16 protein-coding genes and 1 pseudogene are annotated in these 18,090 nt (G+C 71.6%); 7 read left to right on the forward strand and 10 right to left on the reverse strand.

What is annotated here, in order from left to right; translation table 11 throughout:
- Positions 1-19: 19 nt before the first annotated feature.
- Positions 20-1,252, reverse strand: coding sequence for a cytochrome P450 family protein (locus ACZ6JT_RS00225; protein ID WP_469205595.1), 1,233 nt, complete (start codon positions 1,250-1,252; stop codon positions 20-22).
- A gap of 115 nt (positions 1,253-1,367) precedes the next feature.
- Positions 1,368-2,447 carry a substrate-binding domain-containing protein gene (locus tag ACZ6JT_RS00230; protein WP_469208102.1) on the reverse strand — a complete coding sequence of 360 codons (1,080 nt, stop codon included), beginning with the start codon at positions 2,445-2,447 and terminating at the stop codon, positions 1,368-1,370.
- A 304-nt stretch (positions 2,448-2,751) separates the two neighbouring features.
- Between ACZ6JT_RS00230 and ACZ6JT_RS00235 the strand changes: the two genes are divergently transcribed.
- Positions 2,752-3,456, forward strand: a complete 705-nt coding sequence (locus tag ACZ6JT_RS00235) for a dioxygenase family protein (RefSeq protein ID WP_469205597.1) — start codon at positions 2,752-2,754, stop codon at positions 3,454-3,456.
- Between the two features lie 176 nt (positions 3,457-3,632).
- On the opposite strand, the gene ACZ6JT_RS00240 is transcribed toward ACZ6JT_RS00235, so the two are convergent.
- Together ACZ6JT_RS00240 and ACZ6JT_RS00245 are read right to left on the reverse strand one after the other, a co-directional pair.
- Positions 3,633-4,145, reverse strand: a complete 513-nt coding sequence (locus ACZ6JT_RS00240) for an EF-hand domain-containing protein (RefSeq protein WP_469205599.1) — start codon at positions 4,143-4,145, stop codon at positions 3,633-3,635.
- Between the two features lie 377 nt (positions 4,146-4,522).
- On the reverse strand, positions 4,523-5,356 hold the full coding sequence (locus tag ACZ6JT_RS00245) for a PIG-L family deacetylase (protein WP_469205601.1): 834 nt from the start codon (positions 5,354-5,356) through the stop codon (positions 4,523-4,525).
- A 420-nt stretch (positions 5,357-5,776) separates the two neighbouring features.
- Here ACZ6JT_RS00245 and ACZ6JT_RS00250 point away from each other — a divergent pair, with 420 nt between their 5' ends.
- Entirely contained in the window at positions 5,777-6,202 is a 426-nt protein-coding gene (locus ACZ6JT_RS00250) for a hypothetical protein (RefSeq protein ID WP_469205603.1), read from the forward strand.
- Between the two features lie 96 nt (positions 6,203-6,298).
- Here the strand turns inward: ACZ6JT_RS00250 and ACZ6JT_RS00255 are convergent, their stop codons facing one another.
- Positions 6,299-6,835 carry a hypothetical protein gene (locus ACZ6JT_RS00255; protein ID WP_469205605.1) on the reverse strand — a complete coding sequence of 179 codons (537 nt, stop codon included), beginning with the start codon at positions 6,833-6,835 and terminating at the stop codon, positions 6,299-6,301.
- 164 nt (positions 6,836-6,999) lie between these two features.
- Here ACZ6JT_RS00255 and ACZ6JT_RS00260 point away from each other — a divergent pair, with 164 nt between their 5' ends.
- Complete coding sequence (locus ACZ6JT_RS00260; protein ID WP_469208104.1) at positions 7,000-7,965, forward strand: glycosyltransferase family 2 protein; 966 nt, start codon at positions 7,000-7,002, stop codon at positions 7,963-7,965.
- Positions 7,966-7,974: 9 nt separating this feature from the next.
- Here the strand turns inward: ACZ6JT_RS00260 and ACZ6JT_RS00265 are convergent, their stop codons facing one another.
- The 5 genes from ACZ6JT_RS00265 to ACZ6JT_RS00285 all read right to left on the reverse strand — a co-directional run bounded on the left by ACZ6JT_RS00265 (position 7,975) and on the right by ACZ6JT_RS00285 (position 12,701).
- Positions 7,975-9,201, reverse strand: a complete 1,227-nt coding sequence (locus ACZ6JT_RS00265; RefSeq protein WP_469205607.1) for a hypothetical protein — start codon at positions 9,199-9,201, stop codon at positions 7,975-7,977.
- A gap of 207 nt (positions 9,202-9,408) precedes the next feature.
- The gene (locus ACZ6JT_RS00270; RefSeq protein WP_469205609.1) at positions 9,409-10,026 is read right to left on the reverse strand and encodes a flavodoxin family protein; all 618 of its coding nucleotides are present in this window, start codon (positions 10,024-10,026) and stop codon (positions 9,409-9,411) included.
- Positions 10,027-10,154: 128 nt separating this feature from the next.
- The gene (locus ACZ6JT_RS00275; protein ID WP_469205611.1) at positions 10,155-11,057 is read right to left on the reverse strand and encodes an arginase family protein; all 903 of its coding nucleotides are present in this window, start codon (positions 11,055-11,057) and stop codon (positions 10,155-10,157) included.
- A gap of 76 nt (positions 11,058-11,133) precedes the next feature.
- Positions 11,134-11,739 carry a nucleoside/nucleotide kinase family protein gene (locus ACZ6JT_RS00280; protein ID WP_469208106.1) on the reverse strand — a complete coding sequence of 202 codons (606 nt, stop codon included), beginning with the start codon at positions 11,737-11,739 and terminating at the stop codon, positions 11,134-11,136.
- 119 nt (positions 11,740-11,858) lie between these two features.
- On the reverse strand, positions 11,859-12,701 hold the full coding sequence (locus ACZ6JT_RS00285) for a class I SAM-dependent methyltransferase (RefSeq protein WP_469205613.1): 843 nt from the start codon (positions 12,699-12,701) through the stop codon (positions 11,859-11,861).
- Between the two features lie 145 nt (positions 12,702-12,846).
- On the opposite strand from ACZ6JT_RS00285, the gene ACZ6JT_RS00290 reads away from it, so the two are divergent.
- The 4 genes and pseudogenes from ACZ6JT_RS00290 to ACZ6JT_RS00305 all read left to right on the forward strand — a co-directional run.
- Positions 12,847-13,440 carry a TetR/AcrR family transcriptional regulator gene (locus ACZ6JT_RS00290; protein WP_469205615.1) on the forward strand — a complete coding sequence of 198 codons (594 nt, stop codon included), beginning with the start codon at positions 12,847-12,849 and terminating at the stop codon, positions 13,438-13,440.
- Positions 13,441-13,518: 78 nt separating this feature from the next.
- Positions 13,519-14,700 carry a GDSL-type esterase/lipase family protein gene (locus ACZ6JT_RS00295; protein ID WP_469205617.1) on the forward strand — a complete coding sequence of 394 codons (1,182 nt, stop codon included), beginning with the start codon at positions 13,519-13,521 and terminating at the stop codon, positions 14,698-14,700.
- A 241-nt stretch (positions 14,701-14,941) separates the two neighbouring features.
- The gene (locus ACZ6JT_RS00300; protein WP_469208108.1) at positions 14,942-17,593 is read left to right on the forward strand and encodes a glycoside hydrolase family 2 protein; all 2,652 of its coding nucleotides are present in this window, start codon (positions 14,942-14,944) and stop codon (positions 17,591-17,593) included.
- 96 nt (positions 17,594-17,689) lie between these two features.
- A pseudogene (locus tag ACZ6JT_RS00305) lies at positions 17,690-18,049 on the forward strand (PIG-L deacetylase family protein); the annotation flags it as partial.
- Positions 18,050-18,090 lie beyond the last annotated feature (41 nt).

Raw genomic sequence — 18,090 nt, forward strand, 5'->3', positions numbered from 1 at the left:
TACCGCCGGCCAATCCCGGTTATCGACCTGGCCGGCCGCCGGGGGTGAAGGTCACCGGGAGGATCTGGGGGCCGCGGAGACCGCCGGGGCGCCAGCGGATCTCGTCCGGGGACCCGGCGAGGGCGAGGCCGGGGAGCCGGCGCAGGGCGGTGCCGATGGCGATCTGGCCCTCCAGGCGGGCCAGCGGTGCGCCCAGGCAGTAGTGGATGCCGTGCCCGAAGGCGAGGTGGGGGTTGTCCCGTCGGGTGATGTCCAGCTGATCCGGGGCGGGGAACCGGGCCGGGTCGCGGTCGGCGATGGCCGAGGCGATCAGCACGGTCGCCCCGCGCGGGATGGACGTGCCCGCGATCTTGACGTCCTCGCGCGCGAAGCGGGCGATGCCCGGGCTGACGGGGCCGTCGTAGCGGAGGAACTCCTCGATCGCGCCCGGCAGCAGCTCGGGGTCGGAGCGCAGCAGCTCCAGCTGGTCGGGGTGGGTGAGCAGCATGGCGATGCCGCCGCCGATCAGGTTGACCGTGGTGATGTAGCCGGCGACCAGCAGCAGGAACACCATGGCGATGAGTTCGTCCTCGCTCAGCTGCTGTTCCTCGTCGCGCGCGGTGATGAGGCCGCTGAGCAGATCCTCGCCCGGGGCCGCCCGTTTGGCGCGGATGAGCTCGCTGACGTAGGCGCGCATGTGCTGCCACGCCTCGTTCACCACGGCGGGGTCCGGCGGCTCCGCGCCCCGCACGATCATGCGGTCGGTCCAGCCCTGGAAGTCGTGACGGTCGTCGATCGGGACCCCGAGCAGTTCGCTGATCACGGTGACCGGGAGCGGCAGCGCGAAGTCCGCGATGAGGTCAGCGCGGCCGCGGGGGACGACCGCGTCGAGGAGCTCGTCGGCGACGGCCTGGATCCGGGGCCGCATCCCGGCCACCCTGCGGGCGGTGAACGCCTTCGAGACCAGGCGGCGCAGGCGCGTGTGGTCGGGCGGGTCGCTGCGGAGCATGTTGCTCAGCATCGACTCGCGTTCCGTTTCGGGCAGCTGTTGCAGGAGGCGGGTGTCCGAGGCGTCGCGTACGTCGCTGCTGAGGCGGGGTTCGGAGAGGGCCGCGAGTCCGTCTTCGTAGCGGGTGACGAGCCAGGCCTCCAGGCCGCCCGCGATGACGACGCGCCGGACGGGGCCGTCCTCGCGCAGTTGCCGGTACAGGGGGAAGGGGTCCGCGAGGAAGGCCGGGTCGGCGTAGGGGAGAAGGACAGGCCGCTCGCTCATCATGCCTCCAGAAGTACGACGCCTTCTCTGTGGAGCGCGATGATATACGCCCAACTCTCCCTGAATGCCGGTTTCCGGCCACGCCCGTCGCCGCTCGCCCTACGGGCGGATCGCGCTACTTCAGGCCGATCTCGTCGCACGTGGCCTTGAGCTTGTCGGTGCAGATCTCCTCGATGGTGAAGACACCGTCGAGGACCACGGTGCTGCCGATGTTGTTCCTGGTCACGGAGGTACCGGGAATGAGTACCGAGGGCACGCGCTTGGTGGTCGGGCTGCTGACCACCTGGTTGATGATCCCGTCGATCTTCTCGCCTTCGGCGAGGGTGACGGCGAGTTCCGCGGCGGCCTCCGCCTCGCGGGGGTACGGCTTGTAGACGCTCATGTACTGCTCGCCGGCAACGATGCGCCGCACCCCGGCGAGTTCGGCGTCCTGGCCGGTGACCGGCGGCAGCGGGTTGACGCCCGCGGCCTTCAGGGCTGCGATGATGCCGCCCGCCATGCCGTCGTTGGCGGAGTAGACGGCGGTGATCTTGTCCTTGCCGAGGGCGGAGATCGCGGCCGCCATGTTGCTGTTGGCGTTCTCCGGCTTCCACTCGACGGTGTCGTACTCCTTGCCGACGTTCACCTTTCCGTCGAGGACGGAACGGGCACCGGATCTGAACTGAGCGGCGTTCGGGTCGGTGACCGCGCCGTTCATCATGACGATCTTCCCGTTTTTGGCCTTGTCGCCCAGGGCCTCCAGCAGCGCCTTGCCCTGCACGCGACCGACGTCCTCGTTGTCGAAGGAGGTGTACGCGTCGATCGGCCCCTCGGCCAGGCGGTCGTAGGCGACGACCGCGATACCCGCGGCCTTGGCCTTGGCCACCGCCCCCGCGATCGTCTTGGCGTCCACCGCGTCGATGATCAGGGCGTCGACCTTGCTGCCGATCATCTCGTCCACTTGGTCGTTCTGCCTGGCCGCGTCCCCCATGGCGTTGGCGTAGACCACCTTGCCCTTGCCGAGCGTCAGGAGGGCGACCTTCTTCTCGATCAGGGGCTTGTCGAACTTCTCGTAGCGCGCGGTCTCGTTCTCGGGGAGCAGGAGGCCGATCTTGACCATGCCCTCGCTCCCGTCGGCACCGGCGTCCGCACCACCGCAAGCGGCGAGCGTGACGGCGAGGGCAGAAACGGCCAGTCCGACGGCGGCACGACCCACATACACGTTCACGAAGTGAACCTCCCTGACGGGGCCGTGTCCGAACGGCCGAAGTGGGGGCAGTCAACGTGGCCGCTCCACTGCCGTCAAGAAGTGAAGTGTTAACGACCTGGCAACGTTGTCTTTACCTCGCCGCAAATCCCTCATGCCGGTGCTTTATCCCCTCCTTGGAGCCCCGCATCCTGACCTCACGTCAACTTCTGAACGAATGGTCCAGGCCAGGCCTGGCCTGCGAAACCCGGTGGCGGCAGCCCTCGGTGTGTCGGTACCGACCGTCGAAGCCGCCGTCCGGCACGGTGGGCGCATGGCCGAGAACGACACCAACCGGACCAGCCGTCGTGCTGTTCTACGAGCCGCCGGTACGGCCGGGGCGGCCGCGCTGGCCGCGGCCTGCTCCGGTACGGCCGGGACACGGGGTGCGGCAGGGCAGCCGTCGGCCCCGGCGTCCCGGCCGCCGACCGGTACGGGTACCCCCTCGTGTGTCCTCGCCGTCACGGCGGGCGCGGGACCGTACTACCTGGACCTGGACCGGGTGCGTTCGGACATCACCGAAGGCCTGGGCGGGGTGCCGTTCCGGCTCGACCTGACGGTGGTCCGGGTGTCGGCGGGCTGCCGACCGCTCGCGGCCGCCGCCGTGGACGTCTGGCACGCCGACCCCTCGGGCGCCTACTCCACCGGCAAGTCCACCTTCCTGCGGGGCACGCAGGTCACCGACGCCGCCGGCCGCTGCGCGTTCCGGACGATCGTCCCCGGCTGGTACGCGGGGCTGGCACCCCACATCCACTTCAAGGTGCGCCCCGACCACCGGAGCGAGACGACCTCCCAGTTCTTCTTCCCCGAGGACCTCCTGCTGAAGGTGTACGCGCGCCAGCCCTACGCGCGCCGCCCCGCACCCGAGCACCCCAACCAGCGGGACAGCCGCTACAGGGCCGCCGGCGCCGCGATGACGCTGGCCGTCTCGCCCGACGGGGACGGCTACCGCGCCGCGTACACGGTGGGAATCGCCTGAGCCGGGCGACCGCCGGACGACCGAGGCACCCGGCTGCCGGGCCTCGCCGTCCGGGAGCGGCTGCCCGGCTTCCCCGTACGCCCGCGCGCCCCTCATATGGCAGGCCGCCTGCGCCGACCCGCGCCGGAGGCCCGGCGCAGGCGCGGGAGTTCCGTCCTGCCGGCAGCGACCGGCGGTCAGTTTCCGGCCTGCGCGTGGAGAGCCCTTGCCATGGGAGAGGATCCGTCGGTGACGAAGGATCGGATCTGTGCCAGGTAGGCGTCCCGATCGATACGGCCGTCACCGTCCTCATCCAGTGCGTCGAAGGCTGAACGGGCGTTGCCCACGGGGTTGCCCAGGGCGTGGCGCAGCCGGGTGAACTCCGCCGCGTCCAAGTGGCCGTCGCTGTCGGAGTCGGCCAGGTCGAACAGGGATCCCAGAGCAGGCCTGCAGACCTCGTCGAAGGCCTCCTCGCCCGCCCACGCCTCGTACTCCGCGAAGCTCACCCGACCGTCCTGGTCCGCGTCCATCGACGCGAACACCCTCTCGTGCGCGGTGCGCGCCAAGGACAGGAGCGGGTCGTCGCCGGCCCGCCCCAGGGCCAGGGCCGCTCGTTCGGGCCGGGCCAGGTACTCCTGGCGGGAGATGACCCCGTCGCCGTCGACGTCCAGCATCGAGAAGATGTGCCGCTTGGCCGTGATGGTGTCCACCCGGACCCACTTTCCTGCACAAAGCCGAAGGAGCGGCGGACACCGCTCTCACCCCGCAAACGATCAACCCGGCACCAGGTCACCTGGTGACCACAGCCCCTCACCTCGCGCGCAGGGAAGGGGAGGCGAGGGGAGGGGCGAGGCGGGGCGGGGCGGGACTGGTGGCAGGCGGAGCCTGATCCCCTGTCACCAGGGCGCCCTGCGGGCGCAGCGTCGGCGCCGTGTCGAACATCTGCGTTCGGGCCTGATCCGTGTCGAGCGCGACCAGTGCTGCGGGCTCCGGCAGGCCGCCGCCGAAGCTCGCTCGGTCGATGTGCCCCCACCCTCTACTCGGGGGACCCAGATGAGCCGTGGCCGGGCACGGTCGGAGGGGCGGATCAGCGGAGTCCGGCGAAGAGGTCGTTCTCGGGTACGGCCGCGCCGGTGGTGTCCTTGACGCGTAGGAAGGTCTCCGTGCCCATCAGTTCGCCGAACCTCTCCTTGCCCATCTTGAGGAAGAAGATGTTCTCGCCCTGGCTGGCGTGCGCGGCCAGCGCGTCGAACTTCTGACCGCTGAACGCGGTGGCGTCCACCCATGTGGTGATCTCGTCGTCGGGGAGGCCGATCTCGGCCATCGCGGCGGCCTCGGCGGGATCCGGCTCCGGCATGTCCTCGTGGAACTCGCGCATGATCTCCCCGAACCGCCGCATGCCCGAGCGCGGCATCGTCGTCCAGTACACCTTCGGTGTCAGCTCGGTCATCTCCAGCGCCGCCATCGTGATGCGGTGTGCCTGGATGTGGTCGGGGTGGCCGTAGAAGCCGTTCTCGTCGTAGGTGACCACCACATCGGGTCGGTAGTGCCGCATGAGCTCCGCGAGTCGGGCGGCGCCTTCCTCCACGGGGGTCCGCCAGAAGGATCCGGGGGCGTCGTTGCTCGGCCAGCCCATCATCCCGGAGTCGGCGTAGTCCAGCGTCTCCAGGTCGCTGACCTTCAGTACGTCACAGCTCGCGTCGAGTTCCTGACGGCGCATCAGGGCGACGGCCGCCGGATCGTGTCCGGGATCACCCGGCTTGACGCCGCCCGGTCCGTCACCGCAACGGCCGTCGGTACACGTCACGAGAACCGTGCGGATGCCTTCCGCCGCGTAGCGCGCGAGGACCCCTCCGGTTCCGGTGGCCTCGTCGTCGGGGTGGGCGTGCACTGCCATGAGCGTCAGGGGCCGGTCGGTCACGAAACAATCCTCCTGCGGAAGTACTTCTTGGTCCGAGTGCGTCGCGGCAGGCGTGCCGCGATCGTGAGGGGCCGGGTTCCGGTGGGGCGGCGGACGACTCCGTGGTCCCCGTGTTCCCCGCCCGTGCGGCGCCGGTGCCTCAGTCGATGCAACCGCGCCGACCTGCCCGGCTGTTCCCGGCGCGGCCGCTCGGCCTTCCGGACGGTGCGGGGGCGGACTGCCGTGACCGCGTCGTGCGCCGCGTCGCTTGCGGATTCCCGGCGGGTCCCCCGGCCGAAGTAGCGCGCATCGCCCAGCCTCTCGTCGTCGCCGTCGGCCCGGCCCACCCTACTCGCCGCCGACGCAGGCGCCCCGGCAGGCCCAACGCCGGGGCGTGCGGAACATGCTGGTCGAGAAGCACGGCTGGCCGACGCGCGCTCGATGGAGATCTTCCGCCAGCGGGGCATCGCCGCCGAGGTCAGGGCCAACGCGTTCCCCCGGGAGTTCGGCCGCATCCGCTTCCGCTACACGCGCTGCACGACGGCGACTTCGCCACCGCGGCGATGGTCGGGGGCAACGCGCCGATCCCCGAAAGCCCCCGTGCTCGGCGTGGCGACCTCGCAGGACCGGCTGGAGCCCACCCTGCTCGCCGCGGCGGACGCACCGGTGCGGTTCCCGGAAGGGTGCTGGGACTGGCTGACTCCCACGCCCCTGGATGCGGATCGCGCCGACTGGGCCTACCTCGTCTTGCGCGACCTCGGTTCCGGCGCCGGCCCGGCCTGGCGTGCGAGCCGAGGTATTGCGTCGAACGACTCCGCCCTCGTCAAGGCCCTCGCGGCCCTCACCGGCTCGCCGGCGCCCCCGTAGCCCGTACGAGGAGGGGCGCGCCGGGAGTGCACCCGGCACACCGCCCGGGCACGGCGCGGCCCCGCCGGTGGTTCACCGACGGGGCCGGGCGCTGCGTCAGAGGGCGCTCTTGGTCGCGCTGTCGACGGAGCACTTCTTGTACTCGCTGCCGTCGCCCTTGCCGGTGTACGCGGTCTTGGCCTCGGCCGGTGCGGACGCCCCCGCCTTGACGGTGAGCGCGCTCACCCTGGCCTGCGCGGAGGTCGCGGTCGAGGTGGTGTCCCCGCTGAACTTCATGGTGATGTTGTAGGTGTAGTCCACCGAGCCGCTGTTGGTGACGGTGAGCCGGGCGACCAGGTTCTTGCCGGAGTCGTCCAGCTTGCAGCTGTCGATCCTGATGTCGCGCTCGGCCTTGTTCTTGCTGCTGGAACCGCCGGTGACGGACGTGCTGCCGGAAGTGCTGCTGCCGCTGGTGCTGGTACTGCTGCTGTCGCCGCCGCTGGTGCTGCTGCCACCGGTGGTGCCCCCGCTGGAGCTGCTGTGGCTCGAGCCGTGGCTACCGCCGCAGCTGGCGCCGTGGGAGCCGCGCGCTCCGGTGAGTGCGACGATCGCGATGCCGAAGACGGCGATCGCGCGGACATGGCGAAGCTTCACGTTCTACCCCGTTGATATATCAGTGACCGAAAACAGCCCGCCTTGACGGGCACACGTCACCCTAACAGCGGTCACGGGGTGCCTCGCCCGAGCCCACGCCGGCGGCGCGGCGGCCTGCGGCACTCGGCCGTCTCGACATGCCGTCACCAGGCGGTTCACGCATGATGAGTGCTGTGCACGAGCCACACAGGGGATCGGTCTCTCTCTCGATCGTCGTCCCGATCTTCAACGAGGAGGAGGTCCTGCCTGTTCTGGTGGCGCGGCTGCGGCCGGTCCTGGACGGGTGCGACGAACCGTACGAGGTCCTCGCCGTCGACGACGGCTCGACCGACAAGACCCCCCGGCTGCTCGAAGACCTGCGCACCACCTGGCCCCAGCTGCGCATCGTGGCCCTCCGGCGCAACAGCGGCCACCAGGCGGCCCTCACGGCCGGCCTGCACCGCGCCCGCGGCGCGTACGTGATCAGCATGGACGCGGACCTCCAGGACCCGCCGGAGGTCATTCCCGACATGCTCGCCCTCGCCCGGGCGGACGGCCTGGACGTCGTCTACGGCGTCCGCCTGGACCGCTCCACCGATACCGGCTTCAAACGCCGGACCGCCGCCGCCTACTACTGGCTCATGCGCCGTCTGGCCGGCTCCTACGTGCCGGCCGAGGCCGGCGACTTTCGGCTGCTGACCCGCCCCGTGGTGGAGACCCTCAAGGCCCTCCCCGAGCAGCAGCAGATCTACCGCCTGCTCATCCCCTGGCTCGGCTTCCCCAGCGGCCAGGTCACCTACCAGCGCGCGGAGCGGGTGGCGGGCACCACCAAATACCCCCTGCACAAGATGGTCCTCCTGGCCTTGGACAGCATCACCAGCTTCTCGGCGGTCCCCCTGCGCCTGGCGACGGCACTCGGCGCTTTCAGCCTGGTCGTCTGCCTCGGGTTCCTCACGTGGACCCTCGTCGTCTACGCCACGGGGAGCACCCTGCCGGGCTGGACGTCCTTGATCACCACGATCCTGTTCTTCGGCGCAGTGCAGCTCTTCTGCGTGGGCATGCTCGGCGAGTACGTGGCCCGCATCTACACGGCCGTGCAGGCCCGGCCCACCTATTACGTCGCCCGCGACACGGGCGAGGAACAGCGGTAGGTCACCCCCTCACACCAGCACCCCGGAGAAGAACATCGCGCCCAGAAGGGCGTACTGGACGGCGCAGAGCACCAGCAGCGGCACCTGGACCCACAGGGACATGCGCCTGACCAGGAGCAGCCCGACGAACATCTGCGCGTGGTTTCGGTACCACGACATCTCGGCGCCCGCGAAGAACGGCACCAGGAAGACGGCCACCGTCAAGGTCAGGGCGGCCCATTCCTCGACCTCGAGTCGACGGTGACGGACGAGGAGAACGGCGGCCGTCGCCAGTACGAGCAGCACGAAGACGGCGTTGACCCACAGCTGGGTCCTGTGCGCCGCGAGAGCGTGCTCCACCAGCCACGGCAGGTGTCCCTTGGGCGTGTACCAGTCACGGAACGGGAAGTCGTAGGCGTCCGCCATCGCGGCGAAGGGCTGGTGCAGGCCTCCCTGCCCGTAACTGGATTCCTGGAGGATCTCGTACGCGTCCCAGTGGCCCGTGGCCTGCCACATCAGCCATTTGGCCCAGAGCACGCCGCAGCCCGCGAGGGCAGCCGACAGCCCGGCCTTCGCGAACCGGATGGGCCACGTGTCGCTTCGCCACGCGAAGAGGGCGCTCAGCAGCAGCATGCCGACGGCGACAGCACCGACGGGATAACAGGACGCGGCGACGAAACCTCCGGCGGCGGCGAGTATCCAGGAGCCGCGTTTCACCCCGGCGACGCAGACGAGCAGCGCCAGCGTTCCGGTGGCGATGGGGAACACGGCGTGGAGGTAGATGCCGCCCGGGAACACCGTTCCGATGGCCAGGGTGATGGCCGTGGCCCAGGTGAGCCGGGAGCCGAGCAACCACCACAGGAGCGCGAACATGCCGAGCAGGGACACCTCGGTGATGACCACGGCGGACAGCTCGTAGGAGAGCCCGGTGGCGGAAACCGCCCGGACCGACATGGGATACCCGGGAAACCAGGCGACGTTTCCGCACAGGACGTCGCGGAAGTTCGGATAGCGCTCCCGGCACCAGAACATTTCGTAGCCGGTCTTGGCGATGGACAGGTAGTGGGCGGAATCCCAGCGGCTGCGGCCGCCCGTGGACCAGTAGGCCACCTCGGATCCGTCGCCCGCGACCGATGCCTTCGCGACCGCCCAGGTGACGAGGTTCGCGACCAGCCATGCGCCGACAGGCGGCAGCAGGCCATGGCGCCAGTCGCGGCGCGCCGGCCGGGCAGGTTCCACCCCTGCCGGGTCAGGCATCAGGCACCGTGCCGATCATCTCCAGCTCCGCGGTCCGTCGTCAGCCGGTCCGTCGTCCAGCCCGTACGGTGCCGTGCCGCAGGGCCGGTTTCGTGAACGCCTCGCGGAGCCGCACCGGGAAGTACCCCTCCGGCCGAGCGGGCGCCGGTGGGGAATGGTGAACGGTGCGGCCGCACGCGGCGGACCGGGAGGGCTCGGCCGGTGGTGCTACCGGCCCGCGGGCTCCTCCTGGAACGGGAAGCGGGCGAGCGGGCTCTCGCCGTGGAAGAACGTCTTGGCGCGGACCATCGCGCGTTCGTCGTCCTTCACCTGACCGGGGCGCGAGCCATTGCCGAACAGCACCCCGCCGAACCGCATCCGCATGTAGGCCGCCGAGTTGTTGAGGCTCGCCACCAGGCCGTCGGCGACCACCTCGTCGCGATCGGCCATGACCGTCACCCCCCACAGGGTCCGGCCCGCCATCCGCTGCTTGAAGTCCGATCCGGGCGCCGTCAGCCAGCCCGACCAGTAGTCGAGGTAGCGCTTGGTGTGCGCGGAGAGCGAGTACCAGTACAGGGGAGAGGCGATGACGATGTCCGTGGCCTCCAGGGTGGCCTGGCGCAGCAGTTCCTCGTTCTCGTGGACGGTCCGGGACTCGCTCTCGTGCCGCCCGTCCTCGAAATCGGGCAGTGGCAGCCTGGCCAGGTCCACCCAGCGCCGCGGTATGTCGGCGGGCAGTTGTTCGGCCGCCGCCCGCGCGAGCGTCTCGGTGTTGCCGTCCGCGCGGGAGCTGCCGAGGACGAAGAGGAACGAGCGGTCCGCGCCGCGGGGTGTCTCGGTCTGCATGTCTGCTCCGGTTCTTCGACCCCCGAGTACGGGGGAACGACTGCGATCCTCGCCTCCAACGCCCCCCACCCGCCCGGCTATTCCGACAGACGTACGAACCGGAGGTGCAGCGCGGAGCCGGAGCGGGCTCACGGCGTGGGGCCGGTCCCGGTCCGCGCCGCCAGTCCTCGGCGCAGGCACGCGGTGAGCCGGGCCGCGAGGGTCCCGTCGGGGTCGAGGCCGGGGTTGAAGATCGTGACGTCCAGGCCGGCAGCGCGTTCGCCGGCCAGTGCCGTGCGCAGCACGCTCTCCAGCTCTGCCCAGGTCAGCCCGCCGGGGATGCGGTAGTCGACGGCAGGCATGATCGCGTCGTCCAGGACGTCGACGTCGAGGTGGACCCAGTAGCCGGCGCTCTCGTCGTGCGTGAGGAGGCCGATCGCGGCACGCGCGGCGGTGGCGGCGCCGGCCGCGCGCACGGCGTCGAGGTCGACCGCGTGGAGCCGGGGCGGCAGCGGTTGCATCCCGGCCTCGCGGGACTCGGCGGCGTCGCGGAATCCGAAGGCGACGACGTCCTCGTCGCGCAGCAGGGGCCCGCGGCCTTCGAGGTCGGTGAGCAGCCGGGGGCCGCGCCCGGTGGCGAGGGCGAGTTCCATCGAGGCCACCTCGCCGGTCGGCTCGGCCGAGGGTTGGTAGAAGTCGGTGTGGCCGTCGAGGAACAGCAGTCCGTGGCGGCCTCGGCGGCGCAGGGCGAGGAGGTTGCCGAGCAGGATGCTGCAGTCGCCGCCGAGGACGACGGGAAAGCGGCCGTCGTCGAGGACGGCGCCCACGGCGTCGGCCAGCCGGACGGAGTACCGGGCGATGCCTGCGGGGTTGAGGACCCGGGTGCGGGGGTCCCGTCGCGGGTCGTACGCCGGTGGCTCGACCCGGCCGGCGTGCACCGTGCCGGGGTGGTCCGCCAGACCGGCCGCGAGCAGGGCCGCGGGCAGGTCCTGGACGCCGGAGGGGCGCAGCCCGAGCACGGAGGGTGCCTCGATGATCGCCGCTTCGCGCACGGAACCATGGTCCCGTACGAGGGTGCGAGCTGCCGAGCCGAGCGGGTTCGGGTGGGGTGGGGTGTGGGCGGCGTCCTCAGCCGGTGTCGAGGACGAGGTCGGCGCGGTGTCGGCCCGGCGCGACGAGCCGGGCGTTCGCCTCGTCCGAGCGGGTCACCCACTCGCGTGCGTGCGCCGGCTCCTTGCCGTGCCGCACGTGCCGGTCGACCAGGCGCCGGACGCGTAGTTCCTCGTCCGGGGCGAGGTACCAGACCTCGTCCAGCAGGGGTCTCACCGACGCCCACTCCCCCGCGTCGTGCAGCAGGTAGTTCCCCTCGGTGATCACCAGCGGTACGGCCGGGTGTACGGGGATGCTGCCCGCGATCGGCTCCTCCAGGGAGCGGTCGAAGGCGGGGGCGTACACGGTGGCCCCGTCGGACGCGCGCAGGCGGCGCAGCAGCGAGACGTACCCGGCCACGTCGAAGGTGTCCGGGGCACCCTTGCGGTCGGCCAGGCCCACCCGGGCCAGTTCGGCCTGGGCGAGGTGGAACCCGTCCATCGGAACCACCACGGCCGTCTCCGGCCCGAGCGCCTCGGCGAGCCGGGCGGCCAGCGTCGATTTCCCGGCCCCCGGTGGCCCGGCGATGCCCAGGATCCGCCGGCCGCCCCGTACGGCCGACCCTGGCGGTCCCGCCGCCGCCATGGCGGGCGTGGTCGGCGGGGCCGGGGTGGCCTTCCCGGTCAGCCTGGCCGCCCTCAGTACCAGCTCCGTGGCCGTCTGCACCTGCGTCTGCACTTGCATCTGCACATCCTGCCCGAGGATCACGTGCTCGTGGGCGACCCGTCCTTCCACCCCCAGGCGGTGAGCATGCCCGGTGAGAGGCCGGTGCACCGGGGGGAATCCAGGTAGCGCACGGCCTCGTCGAGCTGCCCGTCGTCGACGATGCCGGTGCCGACCATGGCCTTCCGTGCCCGCTCCCAGGTCTCCGCCCAGAACCGGCTGATCGCGCTGCCCGGCAGGAGCGGTGGTACGTGGATCTCGGCCGCCACGGATTCCAGCCCGGCCTCGCGCAGCAGCTCGGGATGGTGGGGCACCCGAGACACGTCGGTGCCGATGCCGGCGCGCAGCCCCTCCCACATGGCCCGCATGGCGCGGGTGTAGGGGGTGACGGGCGCCGAGGCGGTGGTGAGGTCGACGGCGTCGCTGACGACCAGTACGCCCCCGGGGGCGAGCAGTCCGCTCAACTTGGCGACCATCTGCCGCGGGGACGGCAGGTGCATGAGCACGAACCGGGCGTGGACCAGCTGGAACAGGCCCGGGGCGAAATCGTCGGAGGTGACGTCCCCCTGCAGCACCGTCAGTCCGGGTACGGGGGGCGCCGTGAGGAACCGTACGTCGCGGTCCACGGCGAGGACCGTCTCGACGCCCGCCTCGTCCAGCAGGCGGCGCGCCACGGTGCCGGTTCCGGCGCCCACGTCCAGGCAGTTCCAGCCCGGGCCCGCACCCAGCAGCTTCAGCCGGGCCAGGGTCGTCGCGTCGTAGGCGAGGGCTCCGAGGTCGATCCGGTCGCCCTCGCCCCCCTCGTCGGGCCGGAAGACCCGCTCGCCGTAGCGCCCCTCGCCCGGAGGGTGCGTGTGGTCCGAGGGCAGCTCTGCGCCGGTCATGGGCCGATTGTCCCCCGATCGGTTCCGGCGGGCGCGCCCGAGCGGGGAGGCCACAGCGCTGAGGCCCGCACCAGCTTGCCTAAAAACTGTTGCCTAAAAGCTTTAGGTACTTTCATCATAGGTATAGGCAGACGGGAGAATGATGATGGTGCGTGCAGGACTGACGACGGAACGACTGACCCGGGCGGGGGCGGAGCTCGCCGACGAGGTCGGCTTCGACCAGGTGACCGTCTCGGCGCTCGCCCGGCACTTCGACGTCAAGGTGGCGAGCCTGTACTCGCACGTGAAGAACTCCCAGGACCTCAAGACCCGCATCGCCCTCCTCGCCCTGGAGGAACTGGCCGACCGGGTGGCCGCGGCGCTCGCCGGGCGGTCCGGCAAGGACGCCCTGACCGCGTTCGCGAACGTCTACCGCGACTACGCCAAGGAGCACCCCGGCCGTTACGCCGCCGCCCAGCTGAGACTCAGCCCGCAGGACGCGGCCGCCAGCGCGGGCGTCAGGCACGCACAGATGACCAGGGCGATCCTGCGCGGCTACGACCTGACGGAACCCGACCAGACGCACGCCGTCCGGCTCCTGGGCAGCGTCTTCCACGGCTACGTCAGCCTGGAGCTGGGCGGCAGCTTCAGCCACAGCGCCCCGGACGCACAGGAATCCTGGTCGCGGGTCCTCGACGCCCTCGACGCCCTGCTGCGGAACTGGCCCGCGTCCGCCGCCAAACCGGGGCCGACGTCCTAGGCTCCTCGGCCACTCATCCCCTCAGACAACTCAGATACCTCAGATAACTCAGTCAACTCAGACCGACAGGCTGGAACCGTGAGTACCGCACGCCGCTGGATCACCACCCCCATCACCGCCGACCTCCTGCGCGGCGCCCTCGACCTGGAGCGGACCGCCCACGGCGTGCTGCCGCACCGGCTGCCCGCCCGGGCCCGCGCCCAGAACACCGACGGTCAACTGGCCATGGCCGAGGCCCAGCCCTCCGGCGTACGGGTGGTGCTGCGCACCCGCGCCACCGTCATCGAGCTCGACGCGCTGCGCACCAAGCGCGCCTACCTGGGCGCCCCACCCCGTCCCGACGGCGTCTACGACCTCCTCGTCGACGGACAGCCGGCCGGGCAGGCCTGTGTGACCGGCGGCAACCTGCTGACGGTCGACATGGCCACCGGCTCCGCGGAGACCCGGACCGGCCCGGTCGGCACCGTCCGGTTCGCCGGTCTCCCCGAGCGCGTCAAGGACGTGGAGATCTGGCTGCCGTACAACGAGACGACCGAGCTGGTCGCCCTGCGCACCGACGCCCCCGTCGAACCCGTGCCGGACCGGGGCCGCGCGCGGTGGCTCCACCACGGCAGCTCGATCAGCCACGGCTCCGACGCCGCGAGCCCCAGCGCGACGTGGCCGGCCGTGGCCGGCCTCCTCGGCGGTGTCGAGCTGACCAACCTCGGTCTGGGCGGCAGCGCGCTGCTCGACCCGTTCACCGCCCGGGCGTTGCGTGACACCCCCGCCGACCTGATCAGCATCAAGATCGGCATCAACCTCGTGAACACCGACGTCATGCGGCTGCGCGCCTTCGGCCCGGCGGTGCACGGCTTCCTCGACACCGTCCGCGAAGGCCACCCCACCGTTCCGCTCCTGGTCGTCTCGCCGATCCTCTGCCCCATCCACGAGGACACGCCCGGCCCCAGCGCCCCGGACTTCGAGGAGCTGAAGGCCGGCCGGATCCGCTTCCTCGCCATGGGCGCCCCCGGGGAACGGGCGGTCGGAAAGCTGACCTTGGGCGTCATCCGGGACGAACTCGACCGGATCGTGCGGCAACGGTCGGCCGAGGACCCCCACCTGCACTACCTGGACGGCCGAGCCCTCTACGGCGAGGCGGACTTCGCCGAGCTGCCGCTGCCCGATCAGCTCCACCCGGACGCCGCGACGCACCGTCGCATGGGCGAGCGCTTCGCCGCGCACGCCTTCGCCTCCGGCGGCCCGTTCGCCACCGGCGGGTGAGCGGGCCGCGCTGCGGCGGCTGCTACGGCGGCTGCTACGGCGGCAGCGGCAGCGGCAGCGGCAGCGGCAGCGCAGTCGGACCATATCGGGCGTGGCGTCCGCCTCCGCCGCGCTGAATGCCGATATACCCAGGGGGAGTTCCACCAGGTCCCCTCTCCCCCGGCCCGCGGGAGGCCCCGTGTTCCACCGCCTCGGCCTCGCCGCACTCGGCTTGGCCCTCGTCCTCGCCGCCGGCCCGTCCATGGCGGCCCCACCACCCGCTGCCGCTCCGGGACGGCAGGACGCGGCGGTCAGCGCCGTCACCGCCGTCGCGTCCGCCGCCGGCAGTACGACGGCCCTGGCCGGCTACGCCATCCGGTCGACGGCGGAGGTCACCGACTCGGCGGCCGCCGTCTCCAGCCCCGGATATCCGGCGACCGGCTGGTATCCGGCCGGCGCACGCTCCACCGTCCTCGCGGCGCTGCTCGCCGCGGGCGCGTACCCCGACCCCTTCTACTCCACCCAGCAGCAGCGGATTCCGGCCGCGGACTTCGACGTGCCCTGGTGGTACCGGTCCGATTTCACCGTCGCCGACACGACGGCCCGAACCCATCTGGACTTCAGCGGGGTCATCTCCGCCGCCGACGTGTACGTCAACGGCCACCGGATCGCCACCGCGGACGACGTCGCCGGCGCGTACACCCGGCACGAGTTCGACGTGACCGACCTGATCAAGGAGGGCATCAATACGGTGGCCTTCCGGATCCAGCCCAACGATCCGCGCAAACGGCTCACCATGAGCTGGCTGGACTGGCTCCAGCCGCCGCCCGACGAGAACATGGGCATCGTCCGTGACGTCACGGTACGCCGCGGCGGGCCGGTCGCCCTGCGCGACGCACACGTGGTGACGGCCCTGGCCGTGCCCTCGATGGCCTCCGCCGACCTGACCGTGAAGGCTCAGGTGCGCAACGACTCCGCCGCAACCGTCACCACCACGGTGTCCGGCACCGCGGGTCCGGCCGCCGTCACCCGGACGGTCACCCTGGCCCCGCACGAGACGCGGACGCTGGTCTTCTCCCCCGCCGACCACCCCGCGCTCCGGCTCGGCGCACCCCGCGTGTGGTGGCCCGCCGCGATGGGCGAGCAGCCCCTGTACGAGCTGGGCCTGACCGCGACCGTGAACGGCGCGCCGTCGGACACCGCGCGCCAGTCCTTCGGCATCCGCGACGTACAGGCCCCGCTGAACGCCGACGGTGACCGGCAGTACCGCGTCAACGGCCGCCCGCTGCTGATCAAGGGGGCCGGCTGGTCCCCCGACGAGTTCCTGCGCTGGGACCGCACCTACGTCGAGGACCGGCTGAAGTACGCCCTCGATCTGGGCCTGAACACCCTTCGCCTGGAAGGGCACATCGAGCCCGACGAGTTCTTCGACCTCGCCGACCGGTACGGAATCCTGACGCTGCCCGGCTGGGAGTGCTGCAGCAAGTGGGAGGGCGAGGTCAACGGCACCGAGGCCGGGGAGGAATGGGACGATGCCGACCACCCCGTCGCCCGGGCCTCCATGGCCGCCGAAGCGGCCCGGCTCCGCCACCACCCCAGCGTGATCTCCTTCCTGATCGGCAGTGACTTCGCGCCGAACGAGGAGATCGAGCGGGGCTACGTCGACGCGCTGCGGGCCGCCGACTGGCCGGCCCCCGTGGTCCCGGCGGCCGCCAACACCTCCGCTCCGATCACGGGGCGCTCCGGCATGAAGATGACGGGACCGTACGACTGGGTGCCGCCCGGCTACTGGTACGGGAAGCGGGAGGGCGGCGCCACCGGCTTCAACTCCGAGACCAGCGCCGGCCCGGACGTACCGACCCTCGACACGCTGCGCCGCATGATGTCACCGGCCGAGCTGGAGACCCTCTGGAAGAACCCGTCCGCCGCCCAGTACCATCGCTCCCCGTCCCGCACCTTCGCCACCCTGGGGCTGTACGACGCCGCGCTGACAGGCCGCTACGGAGCCCCGACCGGTCTCGCCGACTACGTGCGCAAGGCGCAGCTCGCCCAGTACGAGAACGTGCGCGCCCAGTTCGAGGCCTACGGGCGCAACGCCAAGGACGCCTCCGAACCGTCGACCGGGGTCATCTACTGGATGTTCAACAGCGGCTGGACCTCCCTGCACTGGCAGTTGGTGGACCGCTTCCTCGACCAGGGCGGCGCCTACTTCGGCGCGAAGAAGGCGAACGAGCCGCTGCACGTCCAGTACGGGTACGACAACCGCTCGGTGTCGGTCGTCAACAACCGGACGTCCACGGCCTCCGGCCTGACGGCGCGGGTGACGCTCTTCGACCCGGACGGCGCGCAGCGGTACGACCGGACGGTGACCGGCCTGAGCGTCGCGGGCGACGGCGCGAGCCGCACCGCGCTCACGGTCCCGGAGCCGGAGTCGGTCCCGGGCCTGTCCACCACGTACCTGGCCCGGCTGCTGCTGACCGACGACGCCGGGCGCGAGGTGAGCCGGAACGTCTACTGGCTCTCCACCCGGGCCGACGTCCTCGGCTACGACGACAGCGACTGGTACTACACGCCCACCACTTCCTACGCCGACCTGCGGGGCCTGAACTCGATGCCGCAGACGGCGGTCGCCGCGACCGCCTCCACGACGGAGGACGGCGCGGGGACGTCCACGACGACGGTGACCGTACGGCACACGGGCGCGGGCGCCACCCCGGCCCTGCTCACCGACGTCCACCTCGTCGGCGCTGACGGCAGACCGGTGCTGCCGGTCCGGTGGAGCGACAACCAGGTCAGCCTCTGGCCGGGCGAGTCGGCGACACTGACCGCGACCTACCGGACCGCCGACCTGCGCGGCTCGGCACCGCGGCTGCGCGTCTCCGGCTGGAACACCCCGACGACCACGATCCGATAGCGTGACGCCATGGACAGGGCGGCTGCGCGCCGTGGTCCACCAGGGCGTCAGCGACGAGGAGTACGTGGCCGCGCTCAAGGTGCTTCTGGAGGGACCGTGTCCTTGCCGAGCCTGCTGGGAGTCTTCGCGCACCCCGACGACGAGTCCCTGCTCGCGGGCGGCGTTCTCGCCCGCCATGCCGCCTCGGGCGCCCGTACGTCCGTCGTGACCGCCACCTGGACGGCGGGCAGCCACCGCGCCGGCGAACTCGCCGACGCGCTCCACGTGCTGGGCGCCGGTGAGCCGAGGCTCTTGGAGTACGCCGATGCGCGCGTGCCGCAATCGGCGCCGGGGCGGCCGCGGTTCATCGACGCACCGCTCGACGATGCGGTGGCACGGCTCGTCCACCACGTACGCGCGTTCCGGCCCGACATCGTGGTCACCCACGACGACTACGGTCAGCTGACCGGGTTCCCTGTCAAGTGGATGTGTTCAGGTTGGTTCCCCGCATCCGATAG

Source organism: Streptomyces sp. NPDC046308 (assembly GCF_055588065.1).

What these genes read in the sequence shown, in the direction of transcription:
- ACZ6JT_RS00300 (WP_469208108.1), top strand. Translation starts at nt 14,942, where the DNA reads ATGGCGGCCCCACCACCCGCTGCCGCTCCGGGACGGCAGGACGCGGCG.
- ACZ6JT_RS00260 (WP_469208104.1), top strand. Translation starts at nt 7,000, where the DNA reads ATGAGTGCTGTGCACGAGCCACACAGGGGATCGGTCTCTCTCTCGATC.
- ACZ6JT_RS00270 (WP_469205609.1), bottom strand. Translation starts at nt 10,026, where the DNA reads ATGCAGACCGAGACACCCCGCGGCGCGGACCGCTCGTTCCTCTTCGTC.
- ACZ6JT_RS00250 (WP_469205603.1), top strand. Translation starts at nt 5,777, where the DNA reads ATGGAGATCTTCCGCCAGCGGGGCATCGCCGCCGAGGTCAGGGCCAAC.
- ACZ6JT_RS00280 (WP_469208106.1), bottom strand. Translation starts at nt 11,739, where the DNA reads ATGGCGGCGGCGGGACCGCCAGGGTCGGCCGTACGGGGCGGCCGGCGG.
- ACZ6JT_RS00285 (WP_469205613.1), bottom strand. Translation starts at nt 12,701, where the DNA reads ATGACCGGCGCAGAGCTGCCCTCGGACCACACGCACCCTCCGGGCGAG.
- ACZ6JT_RS00225 (WP_469205595.1), bottom strand. Translation starts at nt 1,252, where the DNA reads ATGAGCGAGCGGCCTGTCCTTCTCCCCTACGCCGACCCGGCCTTCCTC.
- ACZ6JT_RS00265 (WP_469205607.1), bottom strand. Translation starts at nt 9,201, where the DNA reads ATGCCTGACCCGGCAGGGGTGGAACCTGCCCGGCCGGCGCGCCGCGAC.
- ACZ6JT_RS00290 (WP_469205615.1), top strand. Translation starts at nt 12,847, where the DNA reads ATGGTGCGTGCAGGACTGACGACGGAACGACTGACCCGGGCGGGGGCG.
- ACZ6JT_RS00235 (WP_469205597.1), top strand. Translation starts at nt 2,752, where the DNA reads ATGGCCGAGAACGACACCAACCGGACCAGCCGTCGTGCTGTTCTACGA.